Here is a 15,965-nt window from a genome sequence, read left to right as displayed (position 1 = left end):
CAACGGAAGTCAACGGACACGGGCGAGCGTGCCGAGGTAGAGCTCGATCACCTTCTCGTCGTGCAGCAGGGCCGTACCCGTGCCGGTGTACGCGTTGCGGCCCTGGTCGAGGACGTAACCGCGGTCGCAGAGCTGCAGGCACCTGCGGGCGTTCTGCTCGACCATGAGCACGGCGACGCCCGCGCTGTTGATCATTCTGCACCGGTCGAAGACGTGGTCCTGATGGAGCGGTGAGAGGCCGGCCGACGGCTCGTCGAGCAGCAGCAGCTGCGGCTCCATCATCAGCGCGCGGGCCATCGCGAGCATCTGGCGCTCGCCGCCGGACATCGCGCCGGCCTTCTGCTTGCGGCGGTCGGCCAGCACGGGGAAGAGCTCCTCGACCGCCGCGACCCGCCGCGCGTGGTCCTTGGGCCGCAGATACACGCCCATCCGCAGGTTCTCCTCGACGGTCAGCGTGGGGAACACGTTCTGCAGCTGCGGTACGTAGCCCACGCCCCGCCGGACCAGCTCGTGCGCGGGCCGGCCGGTCACGTCCTCACCGCGCAGACGCACGGTCCCGCCGCGCACCCGCAGCAGCCCGAAGACGGCCTTGACCAGCGTCGACTTGCCGGCGCCGTTGGGGCCGATCACGCCGACCACCTCGCCCGGCCGCACCTCGATGCTGCATCCACGCAGCACGTCGACACCGGGGACATAGCCGGCGACGATGTCGTCAGCCGTCAGCACCGGTGCCTGCTCCTCGGCGGACATCACTGCTCCTCCTTCCCCCTCCCCTTCTCGTTTTCCTTCTCCTTCTCGTTCTCTGCGGTCGCATCCGGTTCGTCGTGCCGCTTGCCCAGGTAGGCGTCCACGACGGCGGCGTTCCGGCCGATCGTGTGCGGTGGGCCCTCGGCCACCAGGCGCCCGTCGGCCATGACGGCCACCCAGTCGCTGATGCCCATCACCACGTCCATGTCGTGCTCCACGAAGCACACCGTCAGCCCCTCGTCGCGCAACTGGGTGATGTGTCCGAGCAGCGACTGGGTCAGCGCGGGGTTCACCCCGGCCATGGGCTCGTCGAGCAGGAGCATGACCGGCCGTGCCATCAACGCGCGGGCCAGTTCCAGCAGTTTGCGCTGGCCTCCGGAGAGCGTGCCGGCATGGTCGTCGCGCAGGGGCCCGAGCCGGAACCGGTCCAGCAGTTCGTCGGCCCGGCGCTCGAGCTCCCGCTCCTGACCGCGCCACACCGGTCGCAGCAGCGCGGGCAGCACCCGCTCGCCGCGTTGCCCGGGCGCGGCGAGCAGCAGGTTCTCCAGCACCGTGAGCCGGGCGAGCGCCCTGGAGAGCTGGAACGTACGGACCAGTCCCCGCCGCGCCACCCGGTGTGCCGGGGAGCCGGTGAGCGGCTGCCCTTCGAACGACCACCTGCCGCCGTCGGCCCGGTCGAACCCGCTCACCACGTTGAACAACGTGGTCTTTCCGGCGCCGTTGGGCCCGATGAGCGCCGTGATGACCCCGCGCTGCACCTCCAGGTGCTCGACCCGCACGGCGACCAGGCCGCCGAAGGTGCGGGTCACCTGGTCCAGGACCAGCAGAGGGTCGGGCTTGCGCACCCCCGGCTCGGGATCGATCGCGGAGAGCCGGTCCGGGTGGGACACGACACGGTCAGCGTCCACTGAGCAGCATCTCCTTCCGGCTGCCGAGGATGCCCTGTGGCCGGAAGGCGACCAGCAGGATCAGGGCGACCCCGACCAGGGCGAAGCGCACCGCGCCGACCTCCGACGTGCTGATGAGGTCCGGCGAGATGTACTCGGCGTCGATGGCCTGGCGGAGCGCGCTGTCGAGGAAGCTGAGGACGAACCAGAACAGGATCGAGCCGACGACCGGCCCGAGGATCCGCCCGGCACCTCCGAGCACGAGGAGCGTGTACAGGAAGAACGTGACGGCCGGGTCGTAGTTGTCCGGGTTCACGGACTGCACCTGGATCGCCTGCATCATGCCCGCGACAGCCCCGATGACGCCGCCGAGCACCAGGCTCTGCATCTTGTACGCGTAGACGTTCTTGCCGAGGCTGCGCGCGGCGACCTCGTCCTCACGGATCGACCGGATGACACGGCCCCACGGGCTGTGGATCAGCAGCGCGAGCAGACTTCCGACCACGAGCACCAGCGCCCATCCGACGATCATCACCCAGAGGTCGCGGGAGCTGAACCTCACGAGCCACACACCGTAGGTGCCGGGCTCGATGGGGCTGAGCGCGTAGAAGTCGTTCGCGAACCTCTGCAGCCCGAACACCCCGCCGGTGACCGGCTCGGCCCAGCTCGAGCGGTAGAACAGCCGTAGTGTCTCCCCCGCCGCGATCGTGGTGATCGCGAGGTAGTCGGCGCGCAGCCGCAGGGTGGGCAGGCCGAGGAGCAGGGCCAGCACGATCGCGCAGGCGATTCCGCCCAGGAGGCCGAGCCACATCGGGCCGTCGTACGTCGACACCGTGATGGCGAGCCCGTAACCGCCGACCAGCATGAATCCGACCTGGCCGAAGTTCAGCAGCCCCGTGTATCCGAAGTGCAGGTTCAGCCCCATCGCGGCGAGCGCGTAGACGGCGGCGATGGGGCCGATTCCCGAGCGCAGGGCGTCGGAGAGGATGGCCGAGAAGTCCATGGCGCACCCCTCACCCGACGCGTTCGGCCCGGCCGAGGATGCCCTGCGGCCGGACGAGGAGGACGAGGATGAGGACGAGCAGCGCCCAGGCGTACTGCAGGTCGACCGGGAACCACAGGGTGGACATCTGGGCGACGACGCCGATGACGAGGCTGCCGACCATCGCACCGTAGGCGGAGCCGAGACCGCCCAGGATGATCCCCGCGAACATGAGCAGCAGGAGCTTGAAGCCCATGTCCCAGGTGACGATCTCCACCAGGCCGAAGAAGACCCCGCCGAGCGCGGCCAGTCCGCCGGCGAGCATCCACACGAACAGCACCACCCGCTGCACGTCGATGCCCGACGCCTCCGCGAGGTCACGGTTGGCGGAGACGGCCCGCACGGCCGTGCCGATCCGCGTCTTCTGCAGGAGCGCGGCGATGCCGAGCAGCACCAGGACGGAGAGCAGGGTGACGGTGAGGTCCCGTGGGGTGATGCCGGCCGGCCCGAGGCCGATCGTGCTCTGGATGTCGTACTGGGCGTAGGAGGCGGGCCGGGTTCCGTACAGCACGAGCACGACGTGGCGCAGGAGCAGCGAGAGCCCGATGGTGACGATGAACATGTTGATCAGGCCGGTGCCCCGAGCCCGCAGCGGGCGCCAGATGCCGCGCTCGACCGCCCCGCCCAGCAGGGCGCCGAAGACCACCGCGGCGAGGGCGGCGGGAATCAGGTGCCAGCCCGGGCCCGCCGCGGAGACGTTGAGGAAGAACGCGAAGGTGGCGCCGATCGTGACGAACTCACCGTGCGCGAAGTTGATCAGGTGGATGGTGCCGAAGATCAGCGAGAGCCCGACCGCTGTGATCGCGATGATCACCCCGAACTGGATACCGTCGATCAGCGCCTGCAGAGCGCGCGCGGCGAACGTGGGGCCGCGCGGGACTTCCTCACCCTGTGCACGCGTGGATATCGCGGGCACCATCACGAGGACCAGGGCGAGGGCCGTCACGAGCATCCGCTGATAGCGCACGGTGGTTCCGGTACGTCACGAACGTCCCTTATGCACTCAGTGTAAGCGCAGGTCGGGACGGTGACACGGACAGTGAGCCCGGTGTGGGTGCCCACGGACAGCGGAGGATGCGGGATGGCTGACAGCGGGGACCTCGCGAGCGCGTACAACGACGACAGCGTGCTCTTCCGGGTGCTGCGACACCTCGGCTGGGACAGCCTGGTCGACATCGGCTACTTCACGCTGCCCACCCTGCCCCTCGTGGTCCTGGCCGGGCCGGTGCCCTTTCAGCGCCGCCTGGCCCGCCGGTCACTGGCCTTGCTGGACGCGCGGCCGGGACAGCTCGTCCTGGACGCCGGATGCGGTCGCGGTGACACCACGGCGCGCTTGGGCGCCGCGGGATGCCGGGCGCTGGGGGTGGACCTCCAGCCCGCACAGATCGACCAGGCACGTCGCCGCTTCGGCGACAGCGCGCGTTTCGCCGTCGCCGACGCCACGGCTCTGCCGGACCAGGCAGCGGAGATCCCGCTGACGGACGGTTCCTTCGATCGAGTGCACTGCCTGGAGGCCGCCTTCCACTTCGGCCATGAGGGCCGTAGGTCGTTCCTGAGCGAAAGCTTCCGGCTGCTCCGCCCAGGAGGCCGGCTCGTCCTCGTCGATGTCACGTCCCGTACGGATCAGCCGATCGAGACCCTCGACCCGGACGGCCTCGTGCGCGGGACCTGGCGCTTCGACTCCATCGAACCGTACGAGCGGTACCCGCTGGCGGCTTCCGCCGCCGGCTTCACCACACGGCGGATCCTCGACTGGACCACCCCCGTACTCCACAGGGCCGCCCAACTCTGTGCCGTGTTCGCCGGCACCGCGTCCACCCGGGCCGGCCGACAGGCCCTGTGCGTGCGGTGGCCCGGCCTCAGAACACTCGACGCACAGGACTGGGACGAGGTCATCGCCGTCGTTCGAGCTCACCGGGCCATCGGGCGCGTCCTTCGCTACACGACGTACGTCCTCGACAAACCCGCGGGCGGCTTCGCCGACGTCGCCCCCAGGTAGGGCTCTGGGCCGGACGCGGTCACCGTCGAGATCGGGTACGCGCTGTGCAGCGCGGCCTTCGCGGCGGCGGTCGTCTTCGGGGCCGTGGCCGGGAGACCCTGCTGCCGCGCGCCGGGCCGGTGCTCGCGCCCGTGCTCTTCTTCGCCCGGGTCGTCAGTGTGCTGGTCCGGTTCCGGTCTGCGGCTCAGCCCAGCCAGCCCGGCCGCACCAGCCCCGACTCGTAGGCGAGCACCACCAGTTGGGCCCGGTCGCGGGCGCCGAGCTTCACCATGGTGCGGCTGACGTGGGTCTTCGCGGTGAGCGGGCTGACGACCAGACGGCGGGCGATCTCCTCATTGGACAGGCCGATGCCGACCAGGGCCATCACCTCCCGCTCCCGCTCCGTGAGTCCCGCCAGGGCATCGGCCGCCGCGGGTTCCTTGGAGCGGGCCGCGAACTCGGCGATCAGCCGACGCGTCACCCCCGGCGAGAGCAATGCGTCGCCGGCGACCACCGCCCTTACCGCGCGCAGGAGTTCGTCCGGCTCGGTGTCCTTGACCAGGAAGCCGGAGGCGCCCGAGCGGATCGCCTCGAAGACGTACTCGTCGAGCTCGAAGGTGGTGAGCATGACCACCTTGACGTCCTTCAGCCCCGCGTCCCCCGTGACCCGCCGGGTCGCGGCCAGGCCGTCGAGTGCGGGCATGCGGATGTCCATCAGGACGACGTCGGGCCGCAGTTCGCGGATCCGGCGCACGGCCTCCTCACCGTCGGCGGCCTCCGCGGCCACCTCGATGTCCGGCTGCGCGTCTAGCAGCGCCCGGAACCCTGCCCGGACCAGTGACTGGTCGTCGGCGAGCAGTACCCGAATCACCGGTCCTCCTTGCGTCGTCCTCCGGTCCGCTTGCGGCTCATGTGCCGGCGGACGCCGTCAGCGGCAGTACGGCGAGCACCCGGAAACCGCCGTCCGGGCGGGGCCCCGCCTCGATGGTGCCACCCAGCGCGGCGGCCCGCTCCCGCATACCGACCAGCCCGTTGCCGCTACCGCCCGCGTCGGCGCCGGTCGCGGGCCCGTCGTCGTCGACCCGCAGCCGCAGCGCGTCCGCGTCGTGCGCGAGGTGCACGCGCGCGTGCCGCGAACCCGAGTGCCGTACGACATTGGTCAGGGCCTCCTGGACGATCCGGAAGGCGGCGAGGTCCGTGCCGGGCGGGAGGCGCGGCGGCTCGCCTTCCACCTCGACCGTGAGACCCGCGCTCGCCGCCTGCTCCACCAGCTCGGGCAGCCGGTCGAGCCCGGGCGCCGGAGCGCGGGGCGCTGCACCGGGAGCGCGCAGGGTGTCGAGCACCTGGCGTACCTCGCCGAGCGCCTCCTTGCTCTGGTCCTTGATCGTGGTGAGCGCCGTACGGGCCTGCTCGGGGTCGGAGTCGAGGAGCGCGAGGCCGACCCCCGCCTGCACATTGATCACGGAGATGCTGTGCGCGAGGACGTCGTGCAGCTCCTGCGCGATGCGCAGCCGCTCCTCGTCGGCCCGCCGCCGCGCGGCCTCGGCACGCTCGGCCCGCTCCCGGGCCCACTGCTCGCGGCGGACCCGGAACAGCTCCGACACCGCCGCGATCGCCACCACCCAGGTGGCGACGACGATCTCCTCGCCCCAGGAGACGGCGGAGTCCCCCGACGGCGGCAGCCACTGATAGAGCCAGTGCGCCACCAGGACGTGCCCGGCCCAGAGGGTTCCCATCGCGGCCCACGCCGCCCAGCGGTGCCCGGCGACGATCGCGCTGAAGCACGCCAGAGCGACGGTGAAGAGCACCGGCCCGTACGGATAACCGGCCCCCAGGTAGAGCATGACGGCGCCCGCCGTGCCGAAGACCACGGGCACCGGATACCGCTTCCGCCACAGCAGCAGCCCCCCGGCCACCAGCAGCAGCACGCGTGCGAAGAGGTCCAGGTCCGCCCGCTCGCCCTCCTGACCGTGGGCGGCGAAGTTCGAACCGACCAGCACAAAGACCGTGACGGCGACGGTGGACCGCCAGGGCCACCGGGGCGCACGCTCCCCCTCCCCCCACCGCTCCCACCACGGAGGACCGTGGCGCCACCACTGCGGCGGACCGCCCCGCGCGCGCTGCTCGTCCATACCGGCCACGCTAGACGCCGCCCGCCCGGAGCGGCGTCACCCAGGCGTGGTGATCACGCGTACTCCTGGGGAAGTACGAAGGCCTCAGGGCCTCGGACCCCAGTCGGGCTCTATGAGGCCGGCCCGCGCTGCGGAGACACCAGTCCCACCCCCTGCGCGAGTTGCCCCACCGCGTGCCGGAAGAACACCTCCCGGTCCTCCACGACCCGATGGAACTGGCCGAACAGCTCGAAGCCGACCAGGCCGTACAGCTGGGCCCAGGCCGCTACGAGAGCTGTCACCGCCTCCGGGGGGAGGTCGGGCGCGAGGTCGGCGGTGATCCGTTCGGCCTCCGGGCGCAGCTCGGACGGCAGTGAGGGTCCGGCCAGGCCGGAGCCGTGGTGGGCGTCGCGCGCGATGCCGATGAGCAGGAGGCCGACGCGGGCGGCAGGCGGGACGGTGGTGTCGGGGGCGGTGTAGCCGGGCACGGGCGATCCGTAGATCAGCGCGTACTCGTGGGGGTGGTCCAGCGCCCAGCCCCGCACCGCCTCACAGACCGCGATCCAGCGCCCGAAGGGGTCGGCCGTGGGCTCATGGGCCGCCTCGGCCCGCTCGCCGAGGGAGTCGTAGGCGTCGATGATGAGTGCGGTCAGCAGGTCGTCACGGCTGGGGAAGTAGCGGTACAGCGCGGAGGAGACCATGCCGAGCTCGCGGGCCACGGCCCGCAGGGAGAGCCTGGCGGCGCCCTCGGCCGCGAGCTGTCTGCGGGCCTCGTCCTTGATGGCCGCGGTGACTTCGATCCTGGCCCGGGCCCGGGCGCCGTGTGTGGTGCTCATGTGGAAAAGTGTGCCATGGAAGCAGAGCAGTGCACACAAACGAGAGCAGTGCTCTTGCTTTGGGGCACCCACGCGGGCAGACTGTACCCAGCGAGAGAGAGCAGTGCTCACAAAAGAGTGCACTGCTCCGCCATCGGAAACAGGGGGACCCCATGTCCACACACGTCCAGAAGCCCGGCTGGCTCACCGTCAACGTCCTCAACCGTTTCGTGGCCTGGATGACCCGCCGCGGCATCAGCGTCTGGGGCTCCCGTGTCCTCGCCGTCCGCGGCCGCAAGAGCGGTCAGTGGCGCACCACCCCGGTCAACCTGATGACCCTGGACGGCCGGCAGTACCTGGTCGCGCCCCGCGGCCATGTCCAGTGGACGCACAACATGCGCGCCTCGGGCGGCGGTGAGCTGCACCTCGGCAAGCACGTGGATACATTCACCGCGACCGAGGTGGCCGACGACGACAAGACCCCGATCCTGCGCGCCTACCTCAAGTGCTGGAAGGCGGAGGTCGGGGTCTTCTTCAACGGGGTGGGGCCGGACTCCCCGGACGACGAACTGCGCCGGATCGCCCCTGACCACCCGGTCTTCGAGATCACGGTGACGAGCTGACCTCGCCGCCCGTCGCGGGACGGCGGTCCATGGCGGTCAGGGCCCGCTGGGCCATCGGATGGGTGCGGACGATCTCGCCCATTGACGTCGCGCCCCGCGTGATGTCCTTGAACCCCTTCCAGGCGGGACGGAAACCCGTCACCGCCGCGTGGAACAGACCGGGGCGACGCTCGAACACCGTCAGCAGCCGCTTGCCGACGCTCATCTCCACCCCGAGCCCGGCCTTGACCGCGAACGCGTAGTTGAGGGCCTGCCGGCGGGTGTCCACGGCGTCGTGCGCCTCGGCGATCCGCACCGCCCACTCCCCCGCGAGCCGGCCGGACCGCAGCGCGAAGGAGATGCCCTCGCGGGTCCACGGCTCCAGCAGCCCCGCGGCGTCACCGCAGACCAGCACCCGGCCGCGCGACAACGGCGAGTCATCGGCCCGGCAGCGGGTCAAGTGCCCGGAGGAGATGCTCGGTTCGAAGCCGGCGAGGCCCAGCCGGCCGATGAACTCCTCCAAGTACCGCTTCGTCGCGGCGCCTTCGCCCCTGGCCGAGATCACCCCGACCGTCAGCGTGTCACCCTTGGGGAAGACCCAGCCGTAACTGCCGGGCATGGGGCCCCAGTCGATGAGCACCCGCCCCTTCCAGTCCTCGGCGACGGTCTCCGGCACCGGGATCTCCGCCTCAAGGCCGAGATCCACCTGGTCGACCTTGACCCCGACATGCGCCCCTATGCGGCTGGCGCTGCCGTCCGCCCCGACGACCGACCGCGCGAGCACGACCTCGCCGCCCTGCAGGACGACGGCGACCGTGCGCCGGTCCGGCACCGTCGAGCCGTGCTGCTCGACCCGCTGGACGGTGATGCCCGTACGCAGTTCGGCGCCCGCCTTCTGCGCGTGCTCGACGAGCTGCTGGTCGAACTCGGGCCGGTTGATCAGCCCGAACAGCATCTGCTTGGACCGGCGGGTCCGCGTGAAACGGCCGTTGTGCGAGAACGTCACCGCGTGCACCCGGTCCTTGAGCGGCAACTCGAAGCCGGGCGGGAGGGCGTCGCGCGAGGGGCCGATGATGCCGCCGCCGCACGTCTTGTACCGCGGCAGCTCCGCCTTCTCCAGCAACAGCACGCGTCTCCCGGCGACCGCCGCCGCGTACGCGGCCGAAGCTCCCGCGGGTCCCGCGCCCACCACGACGACGTCCCACACCTGCCGCACGTCGTCCGCCGAAGAGTTCTCGCTGCTCACGATGGTCTACTGCTCCCGATCAAGCCGCCTGCCCTGCTGTCTCCCGCATCCTACGGCGGACCTGGTCAGGGCCCGCTGTGGGAGGATCTACAGCACTCAACTCTTCAACGTCGCACCCACAAGGAGCGTGCCCATGTCGTCGAATCCGGTCGCCGAGACCGTCGCCTCACTGATGCCGGGGGCGAAGGAGGAGCTCACCGATCTGGTGGCCTTCCGGTCGGTGGCGGACTTCGACCAGTTCCCGAGGAGCGAGAGCGAGGGAGCCGCCCGCTGGGTCGCGGACGCGCTCACCGCCGAGGGCTTCCAGGACGTGGCCCTGCTCGACACCCCCGACGGGACGCAGTCGGTCTACGGCTACCTCCCCGGCCCGGCGGATGCGAAGACCGTCCTGCTCTACGCCCACTACGACGTGCAGCCGCCGCTGGACGAGGCCGGCTGGACCACTCCGCCGTTCGAGCTGACCGAGCGCGACGGACGCTGGTACGGGCGTGGCTCCGCCGACTGCAAGGGCGGTGTGATCATGCACCTGCTGGCGCTGCGGGCGCTGAAGGCGAACGGCGGCGTGCCCGTCCACGTCAAGGTGATCGTCGAGGGCTCGGAGGAGCAGGGCACGGGCGGTCTCGAGCGGTACGCCGAGGAACACCCGGACCTGCTGGAGGCCGACACGATCGTCATCGGAGACGCGGGCAACTTCCGCGTCGGCCTGCCGACGGTGACCTCCACGCTGCGCGGTATGACCCTCGTCCGCGTCAGCGTCGACACGCTCGCGGGCAATCTGCACTCGGGCCAGTTCGGCGGTGCCGCGCCCGACGCGCTCGCCGCCCTGATCCGCGTCCTGGACTCACTGCGCGCCGAGGACGGTTCGACGACCGTCGAGGGGCTCGCCTCGGACTCGGCCTGGGAGGGACTGCAGTACGACGAGGAACAGTTCCGGCAGGACGCCAAGGTGCTGGACGGCGTCGAGCTGATCGGCTCCGGCACGGTCGCCGACCGTATCTGGTCGCGCCCGGCCGTCACGGTCCTCGGCATCGACTGCCCGCCCGTCGTCGGCGCCACCCCGTCGGTGCAGTCGAGCGCCCGCGCGCTGATCAGCCTGCGGGTGCCGCCGGGCGTGGACGCGGGCGCGGCGACCAAGCTGCTCCAGGCGCACCTGGAGGCGCACACGCCGTGGGGCGCGCGGGTGAGCACCGAGCAGATCGGCGAGGGCCAGCCCTTCCGCGCCGACACCACCAGCCCGGCCTACCAGGCCATGGCCGCCGCGATGGCGGTGGCGTACCCGGGCCAGGAGATGCAGTACGCGGGCCAGGGCGGCTCCATCCCGCTGTGCAACACCCTCGCCTCCCTCTACCCGAGTGCGGAGATCCTGCTCATCGGGCTGAGCGAGCCGGAGGCACAGATCCACGCGGTGAACGAGAGCGTGTCCCCCGAGGAACTGGAACGGCTGTCGGTGGCCGAGGCGCTGTTCCTGCGCACCTACGCGTCGAGCTGACCGCTCTGCCCTGCGGTCAGTACCCCTCCTTCGGCTCCGCCAGCGCCGGGTCCAGAACGATGTCCTCGGCGCGCGCGGCCACCGTCGGCTCCTCGGGGAAGTGGCAGGCGGTCAGATGGCCCGTGGGGCTGCCCTCGACGCGCACCAGCGGCGGTTCCTCTGCGGCGCACTTGTCCTGGGCCTTCCAGCAGCGGGTGCGGAAGCGGCAGCCGGAGGGCGGGGCGATCGGGGAGGGCACGTCCCCGGCCAGCCGGATGCGTTCGCGCCGCTCCGTGGCGTCCGGGTCGGCCTCGGGCACGGCGGACAGCAGCGCGTGGGTGTAGGGGTGCCGGGGCCGGGTGTAGAGCGACTCGCGGTCGGCGACCTCGACGATCTTGCCGAGGTACATCACGGCGACCCGTTCGGAGAAGTGCCGTACGACGGCGAGGTCGTGGGCGATGAAGACGAAGGCGATGCCGAACTCCCGCTGGAGGTCCTGGAGCAGGTTGACGACCTGCGCCTGGATGGAGACGTCCAGCGCGGAGACCGGTTCGTCGGCGACGATCAGCTTCGGCCGCAGGGCGAGGGCGCGGGCGATGCCGATGCGCTGGCGCTGGCCTCCGGAGAACTCGTTGGGGTAGCGGTTGTAGTGCTCGGGGTTGAGGCCCACGGTCTCCAGGAGTTCCTGGACGCGCCGCTTGTGGCCCTGGGGCGGGTTGATGCCGTTGAGCCGCATCGGCGTCTCGATGATGGTGCCGACGGTGTGCCGGGGGTTCAGCGACGAGTACGGGTCCTGGAAGATCATCTGGAGGTTGCGGCGGGCTTCCCGCATCCGTGCGGCGGGCCGGTGGGTGATGTCCTCGCCGTCGAACAGGACGGAGCCGCCGGTGGGTTCGAGCAGCCGGGTGATCAGACGGCCCGTGGTCGACTTGCCGCAGCCGGACTCGCCGACCAGGCCCAGCGACTCGCCGGGCCCGACCGCGAAGTCGATGCCGTCGACGGCTCGTACGGCCCCGATCTGCCGCTGGAAGATGATGCCCTGCCGGAGGGGGAAGTGCTTCTGCAGACCGCGTACTTCGAGGAGGTTCTCGCCGGTGGGGCGTTCGGTGGTCTGCCCGGTGAGGGGCTGGGTGGTGCTCACGGCTTGCTCCCTTTCGTCAGCTCGTCCCCGTCGGCCCCGCCGCGGATCTCCTGTTTGGCCTCGTCGGTGAGATGGCACGCGGCGAGGTGCCCCGCGGTGCCGGAGACGAGGCGCAGTTCGGGCCGGTCCACGGTGCATCGCCCCTCCGGCACCCAGCCCTTGTAGGCGCAACGGGGGTTGAAGGAGCAGCCGTCCGGCAGGTTGATCAGGCTCGGCGGTGTGCCGGGGATCGGGTTCAGCCGCTCACCGACGTCGCCGGTGAGGTGCGGCATCGACTGCAACAGGCCCCAGGTGTAGGGGTGCTGAGGCTGCTTGAGCACCTCGCGGGTGGTGCCGTACTCGATGCGGCGGCCGCCGTACATCACCAGGATGTCGTCGGCGACGTCGGAGACCACGCCAAGGTCGTGCGTGATGATGACGACGGCGGAGCCGAACTCGTCCTGGAGGTCGCGGATCAGGTCGAGGATCTGCGCCTGGACGGTGACGTCCAGGGCGGTGGTGGGTTCGTCGGCGATGAGCAGGGCGGGGTCGCAGACCAGGGACATGGCGATCATGGCGCGCTGCCGCATGCCTCCGGAGAACTGGTGCGGATAGTCCCTGACGCGGCGCTCGGGCTGCGGGATGCCGACCCGCTTCAGCATCTCCACGGCCCGCTCCCTGGCCTCCTTCTTGGAGACCTTGTGGTGCACGCGGTAGGCCTCGGCGATCTGGGCGCCGACGGTGAAGAAGGGGTGCAGCGCGGAGAGCGGGTCCTGGAAGATCATGGAGACGGTACGGCCGCGCAGTTCGCGCATCTCCGCCTCGGGCAGGGCGACGAGTTCCCTGCCCTCCAGCCGGATCTCTCCGGAGACCCGGGCGCGGGTGCCCTTGTGCAGTCCTAGCAGGGCCAGCGAGGTCACCGACTTGCCGGAACCGGACTCGCCGACGATGCCGAGGGTCCGGCCCTTCTCCAGAGTGAAGGAGACACCGTCGACGGACTTGACGAGGCCGTCCTCGGTCGGGAAGTGCACCCTCAGGTCGCGTACGTCGAGGAAGGGTGCGGGCGCGGGCGTGACGTCCGCGGGCTGCGGTGAGGTCTGAACGGACACGGATGTTCCTAAGGACGAAAGAAGGGCTCAGGCGAGGCGTACGCGCGGGTCGACGAGGCCGTACACCAGGTCGACGACGACGTTGGCGAGGACGACGAACGTCGCGGCGAAGAGTGTGGTGCCGAGGATGACCGGCAGGTCGGAGTTCTGGACGGAGTCGACGGCGAGCTTGCCGATGCCGTTGATGCCGAAGACCGACTCGGTGATGACCGCGGAACCGCCGATCAGGGAGCCGACGTCCATGCCGAAGATGGTGATGATCGGGGTGATGGCGGCCCGCAGCCCGTGCTTGAGGACGACGGTGGCGGCCGGCAGGCCCTTGGCGCGGGCGGTGCGCATGTAGTCCTCGGCGAAGACCTCCAGCATGGAGGAGCGGGTGAGCCGGGTGTACATCGCGAGGTAGACGATGACCAGGGTGGTCCACGGCAGGATCAGCCCCTGGAACCAGCCGGCCGGGTCCTCGGTGATCGGCGTGTAGCCGGAGGTCGGCAGGATCTGGAACTTGTCGACGAAGAGGTACAGCAGGAGCAGGCCGATGAAGTAGATCTGCACCGACACGCCGAACAGGGCCAGTCCGACCGCCGCCTTGTCGGCCGCCCTGCCCCTGCGGACGGCGGCGACGGTGCCGAGGCCGACGCCCAGGATCAGGAACGCCACCGCGGCGCCGAGACCGAGGGAGAGGTCCGCCGGGAAGTCCTGGAGCAGCGTGGTCAGGACCGGGGTGTCCGTCTGGAAGGAGACGCCGAGGCAGGGCGCGCCGCAGTGGATGCGAACGCTCTGGTCGCCGAAGTCGCGGCCGGTGAACAGCCCCTTGAGGAACTCCCAGTACTGCGTCAGGTAGCTCTGGTCCAGGCCCAGCGAGTGCTTGATCTCCGCGAGACGGGAGGGGGAGCAGGTCTTGCCGCAGGCCAGGAGTGCGGGGTCGGACGGCAGCGCGAAGAAGATGAAGAAGGTGATCGTGGTGATCACCAGCATGATCACGGCCGCTGCCAGCAGGCGTCTGATGAGGTAACGAAACATGGGGTGCCGGGACCTGACGTGAGAGGGGAGCCCGCCGGCGGACCGGGCCGCCGGCGGGGTTCAGAGGGAGTGCGTCCGTCAGTGCTTGACGTAGACGTGGACCAGGCTCGGCTCGGCCACGATCGTGTCGGGGATGACACCGCCGACCTTGGAGCCGGACATCTCGGTGAAGTTCATGTACATCAGCGGGACCACGGCGGCGTCCTTCAGGACCTGCTGGTCGATCTGCCCGTAGGCGGCGTTGCGCTGCTTGACGTCCGACAGCTTGGCGGCCTTGTCGATCAGCGCGTTGACCTTCGGGTCGTTCAGATACGACAGGTCCTGATTGGCCTGTGGATTCTTCTTGATCAGCCGGCCGTCGAAGAGAGTCGGCAGCACCGTGGAGGCGTTCGGCCAGTCGGCGATCCAGTCGCCCCAGGTCAGGTCGTACTGGTTCTTCGTGTTGTTGATGGTGCTGAAGTAGTTCGACGCGTCGATCGGGGAGATGTTGACGTGGATGCCGATGCGCCCCAGCGCGGTCTTCACCGCGTCGGCGAAGTGCTCCTGGGTGGGGGTGTTCTCCACCGCGATGGACATGGCCGGCTTCGGGTTGCCCGCCTGCTTCATCAGGGCCTTGGCCTTGGCGAGGTTGCCGGCCGGGTTGGCGCTGTACTGGTTGAACTTCTGGTAGCCGCCGATGCCGGGGCTCAGCATGGTGGTGGCGTAGTCGCCGTACGCCGAGCCGCCGAAGGCGCCGCGGACTGTGGTCTTGTCGATGGCGTACTCGATGGCCTGGCGGACCCGGAGGTCCTTGACGCGGGTGGTGTTGATCGCCAGGTAGTTGATGCCGGGCGCGGGGATCTTGTAGTAACGGCCCTTCAGAGAGGGGTCATTGGCCATCTGGGCCAGGTCGGATCCGGCGATCGGCCACTGCTGGATCGAGGTCTGGGCGGCGCCGGCGTCGGCCTTGAGCTGCTGGTCGATGGCCGACTCGTCCTGGCCGAACTTGACGTCCATCCCGTCGACGTTCTGCTGCCGGATCGGGTCGGTCGACTGCGACCAGCGCGTGTTCCGCGTGAGGACGAGTTCCTTGTTCTTGGTGTACGACTTGATCATGTACGGGCCGTCCGACCAGACCTTGGTGTCGTAGGTCGAGCCGGTGTCGTGGGCCTTGGGCACGGCGGACCAGCCGGTCATGGTGGTGGTCTCGTTGAAGTCGGCCACCGGCTGGTCGAGGTGGAAGACGATGGTGTACTTGTCCGGCGTCTGGATGGAGCCGAGCTGCTTGCCCTGGTAGGGACCCTTGTAGTCGGACCCGCCGACGAGCCACTGGGAGGCGTAGGGCGGGCCGCCGTTGATGTCGGAGGAGAAGAAGCGCTCCACGCCGTACTTGACGTCCGCCGCGGTGACCTCGGTGCCGTCCTGGTACTTGACACCGTGCCGCAGGTGGAAGGTCCAGACCGTGGCGCCCTTGCTCGGCGTTCCGGTGTCGGTGGCCAGGTCGCCGACCAGCTTCGGCTTGGGGCCCGTCTCGTCCCAGCCCGTGAGGGTCCGGACGATCTCCTGGTCCATGCTCTGACCCTCGGTCGTGTAGACGCGCTGAGGGTCGAGGTGGTCGTAGTCCGCCTTGTTCAGGATGGTCAGGGTGCCGCCCTTTCCGGGGGCGCCGCTGCTGCTGTCGCTGGAGGAACCTCCGCATGCGGTGGCCCCCAGGGCGATCACCACGGCGGAGGCCGTGAGAGCGACCGTGCGCGATCTGCGCGTGCTGCGCGTCATTGAGGAAACTCCTTCTTGCTACGGGCGCGGCGGCCGTTCGTGGGACCGCCGGGCCGATACTCGGG

At 70.3% G+C, this 15,965-nt stretch carries 15 protein-coding genes and 1 pseudogene; 4 read left to right on the top strand and 12 right to left on the bottom strand.

Annotated elements, in window-relative coordinates; genetic code table 11:
• Positions 1–9: 9 nt before the first annotated feature.
• Genes ACFT32_RS10475 through ACFT32_RS10460 form a run of 4 tightly spaced genes read right to left on the bottom strand, consistent with a single transcriptional unit; the run spans position 10 to position 3,643 of the window.
• Positions 10–750 carry an ABC transporter ATP-binding protein gene (locus ACFT32_RS10475; protein ID WP_382487925.1) on the bottom strand — a complete coding sequence of 247 codons (741 nt, stop codon included), beginning with the start codon at positions 748–750 and terminating at the stop codon, positions 10–12.
• On the bottom strand, positions 750–1,655 hold the full coding sequence (locus tag ACFT32_RS10470; protein ID WP_382487923.1) for an ABC transporter ATP-binding protein: 906 nt from the start codon (positions 1,653–1,655) through the stop codon (positions 750–752). Before ACFT32_RS10470 ends, ACFT32_RS10475 begins: the two co-directional genes overlap by 1 nt.
• The gene (locus ACFT32_RS10465; protein WP_382487921.1) at positions 1,645–2,637 is read right to left on the bottom strand and encodes a branched-chain amino acid ABC transporter permease; all 993 of its coding nucleotides are present in this window, start codon (positions 2,635–2,637) and stop codon (positions 1,645–1,647) included. The genes ACFT32_RS10470 and ACFT32_RS10465 overlap by 11 nt, the downstream gene beginning before the upstream one ends.
• A 10-nt stretch (positions 2,638–2,647) precedes the next feature.
• On the bottom strand, positions 2,648–3,643 hold the full coding sequence (locus ACFT32_RS10460; protein WP_382487919.1) for a branched-chain amino acid ABC transporter permease: 996 nt from the start codon (positions 3,641–3,643) through the stop codon (positions 2,648–2,650).
• A 114-nt stretch (positions 3,644–3,757) separates the two neighbouring features.
• Between ACFT32_RS10460 and ACFT32_RS10455 the strand changes: the two genes are divergently transcribed.
• Together ACFT32_RS10455 and ACFT32_RS10450 are read left to right on the top strand one after the other, a co-directional pair.
• Positions 3,758–4,675, top strand: a complete 918-nt coding sequence (locus ACFT32_RS10455) for an SAM-dependent methyltransferase (protein WP_382487917.1) — start codon at positions 3,758–3,760, stop codon at positions 4,673–4,675.
• 30 nt (positions 4,676–4,705) lie between these two features.
• Positions 4,706–4,899 (top strand): annotated as a pseudogene (locus ACFT32_RS10450) (DUF6332 family protein).
• Here the strand turns inward: ACFT32_RS10450 and ACFT32_RS10445 are convergent.
• The 3 genes from ACFT32_RS10445 to ACFT32_RS10435 form a co-directional block, all read right to left on the bottom strand.
• Complete coding sequence (locus ACFT32_RS10445) at positions 4,860–5,525, bottom strand: response regulator (protein ID WP_382487915.1); 666 nt, start codon at positions 5,523–5,525, stop codon at positions 4,860–4,862. The pseudogene ACFT32_RS10450 and the gene ACFT32_RS10445 sit on opposite strands and share 40 nt — an antisense overlap.
• 37 nt (positions 5,526–5,562) lie before the next feature.
• Complete coding sequence (locus ACFT32_RS10440) at positions 5,563–6,786, bottom strand: sensor histidine kinase (RefSeq protein WP_382487914.1); 1,224 nt, start codon at positions 6,784–6,786, stop codon at positions 5,563–5,565.
• Between the two features lie 110 nt (positions 6,787–6,896).
• A complete protein-coding gene (locus tag ACFT32_RS10435) occupies positions 6,897–7,601 on the bottom strand; it encodes a TetR/AcrR family transcriptional regulator (RefSeq protein WP_382487912.1) in 705 nt (234 codons plus the stop codon).
• Between the two features lie 152 nt (positions 7,602–7,753).
• On the opposite strand from ACFT32_RS10435, the gene ACFT32_RS10430 reads away from it, so the two are divergent.
• The gene (locus tag ACFT32_RS10430; protein ID WP_382487910.1) at positions 7,754–8,203 is read left to right on the top strand and encodes a nitroreductase family deazaflavin-dependent oxidoreductase; all 450 of its coding nucleotides are present in this window, start codon (positions 7,754–7,756) and stop codon (positions 8,201–8,203) included.
• Here ACFT32_RS10430 and ACFT32_RS10425 read toward each other — a convergent pair.
• Complete coding sequence (locus ACFT32_RS10425; RefSeq protein WP_382487908.1) at positions 8,187–9,428, bottom strand: geranylgeranyl reductase family protein; 1,242 nt, start codon at positions 9,426–9,428, stop codon at positions 8,187–8,189. The two genes, ACFT32_RS10430 and ACFT32_RS10425, sit on opposite strands and share 17 nt — an antisense overlap.
• A 133-nt stretch (positions 9,429–9,561) precedes the next feature.
• Here ACFT32_RS10425 and ACFT32_RS10420 point away from each other — a divergent pair, with 133 nt between their 5' ends.
• Positions 9,562–10,917, top strand: a complete 1,356-nt coding sequence (locus ACFT32_RS10420; protein ID WP_382487907.1) for a dipeptidase — start codon at positions 9,562–9,564, stop codon at positions 10,915–10,917.
• 16 nt (positions 10,918–10,933) lie between these two features.
• Here ACFT32_RS10420 and ACFT32_RS10415 read toward each other — a convergent pair whose 3' ends face one another.
• The 4 genes from ACFT32_RS10415 to ACFT32_RS10400 all read right to left on the bottom strand — a co-directional run bounded on the left by ACFT32_RS10415 (position 10,934) and on the right by ACFT32_RS10400 (position 15,900).
• A complete protein-coding gene (locus ACFT32_RS10415) occupies positions 10,934–12,037 on the bottom strand; it encodes an ABC transporter ATP-binding protein (protein ID WP_382487905.1) in 1,104 nt (367 codons plus the stop codon).
• Positions 12,034–13,125 carry an ABC transporter ATP-binding protein gene (locus ACFT32_RS10410; protein ID WP_382487903.1) on the bottom strand — a complete coding sequence of 364 codons (1,092 nt, stop codon included), beginning with the start codon at positions 13,123–13,125 and terminating at the stop codon, positions 12,034–12,036. Before ACFT32_RS10410 ends, ACFT32_RS10415 begins: the two co-directional genes overlap by 4 nt.
• Before the next feature lie 27 nt (positions 13,126–13,152).
• A complete protein-coding gene (locus ACFT32_RS10405) occupies positions 13,153–14,145 on the bottom strand; it encodes an ABC transporter permease (RefSeq protein WP_382487901.1) in 993 nt (330 codons plus the stop codon).
• Between the two features lie 78 nt (positions 14,146–14,223).
• Entirely contained in the window at positions 14,224–15,900 is a 1,677-nt protein-coding gene (locus ACFT32_RS10400; RefSeq protein WP_382487899.1) for an ABC transporter substrate-binding protein, read from the bottom strand.
• Between the last annotated feature and the right edge of the window lie 65 nt (positions 15,901–15,965).

Origin of the sequence: Streptomyces sp. NPDC057002 (genome assembly GCF_042673825.1) — a bacterium.
Lineage (GTDB): Bacteria > Actinomycetota > Actinomycetes > Streptomycetales > Streptomycetaceae > Streptomyces.
This window is presented reverse-complemented; position numbering and strand designations above follow the sequence as displayed.

Bases quoted from the DNA above. Each gene is read 5' to 3' on its own strand.
- ACFT32_RS10475 (WP_382487925.1), bottom strand. From the start codon at position 750: ATGTCCGCCGAGGAGCAGGCACCGGTGCTGACGGCTGACGACATCGTC.
- ACFT32_RS10465 (WP_382487921.1), bottom strand. From the start codon at position 2,637: ATGGACTTCTCGGCCATCCTCTCCGACGCCCTGCGCTCGGGAATCGGC.
- ACFT32_RS10455 (WP_382487917.1), top strand. From the start codon at position 3,758: ATGGCTGACAGCGGGGACCTCGCGAGCGCGTACAACGACGACAGCGTG.
- ACFT32_RS10440 (WP_382487914.1), bottom strand. From the start codon at position 6,786: ATGGACGAGCAGCGCGCGCGGGGCGGTCCGCCGCAGTGGTGGCGCCAC.
- ACFT32_RS10435 (WP_382487912.1), bottom strand. From the start codon at position 7,601: ATGAGCACCACACACGGCGCCCGGGCCCGGGCCAGGATCGAAGTCACC.
- ACFT32_RS10430 (WP_382487910.1), top strand. From the start codon at position 7,754: ATGTCCACACACGTCCAGAAGCCCGGCTGGCTCACCGTCAACGTCCTC.
- ACFT32_RS10420 (WP_382487907.1), top strand. From the start codon at position 9,562: ATGTCGTCGAATCCGGTCGCCGAGACCGTCGCCTCACTGATGCCGGGG.
- ACFT32_RS10405 (WP_382487901.1), bottom strand. From the start codon at position 14,145: ATGTTTCGTTACCTCATCAGACGCCTGCTGGCAGCGGCCGTGATCATG.
- ACFT32_RS10400 (WP_382487899.1), bottom strand. From the start codon at position 15,900: ATGACGCGCAGCACGCGCAGATCGCGCACGGTCGCTCTCACGGCCTCC.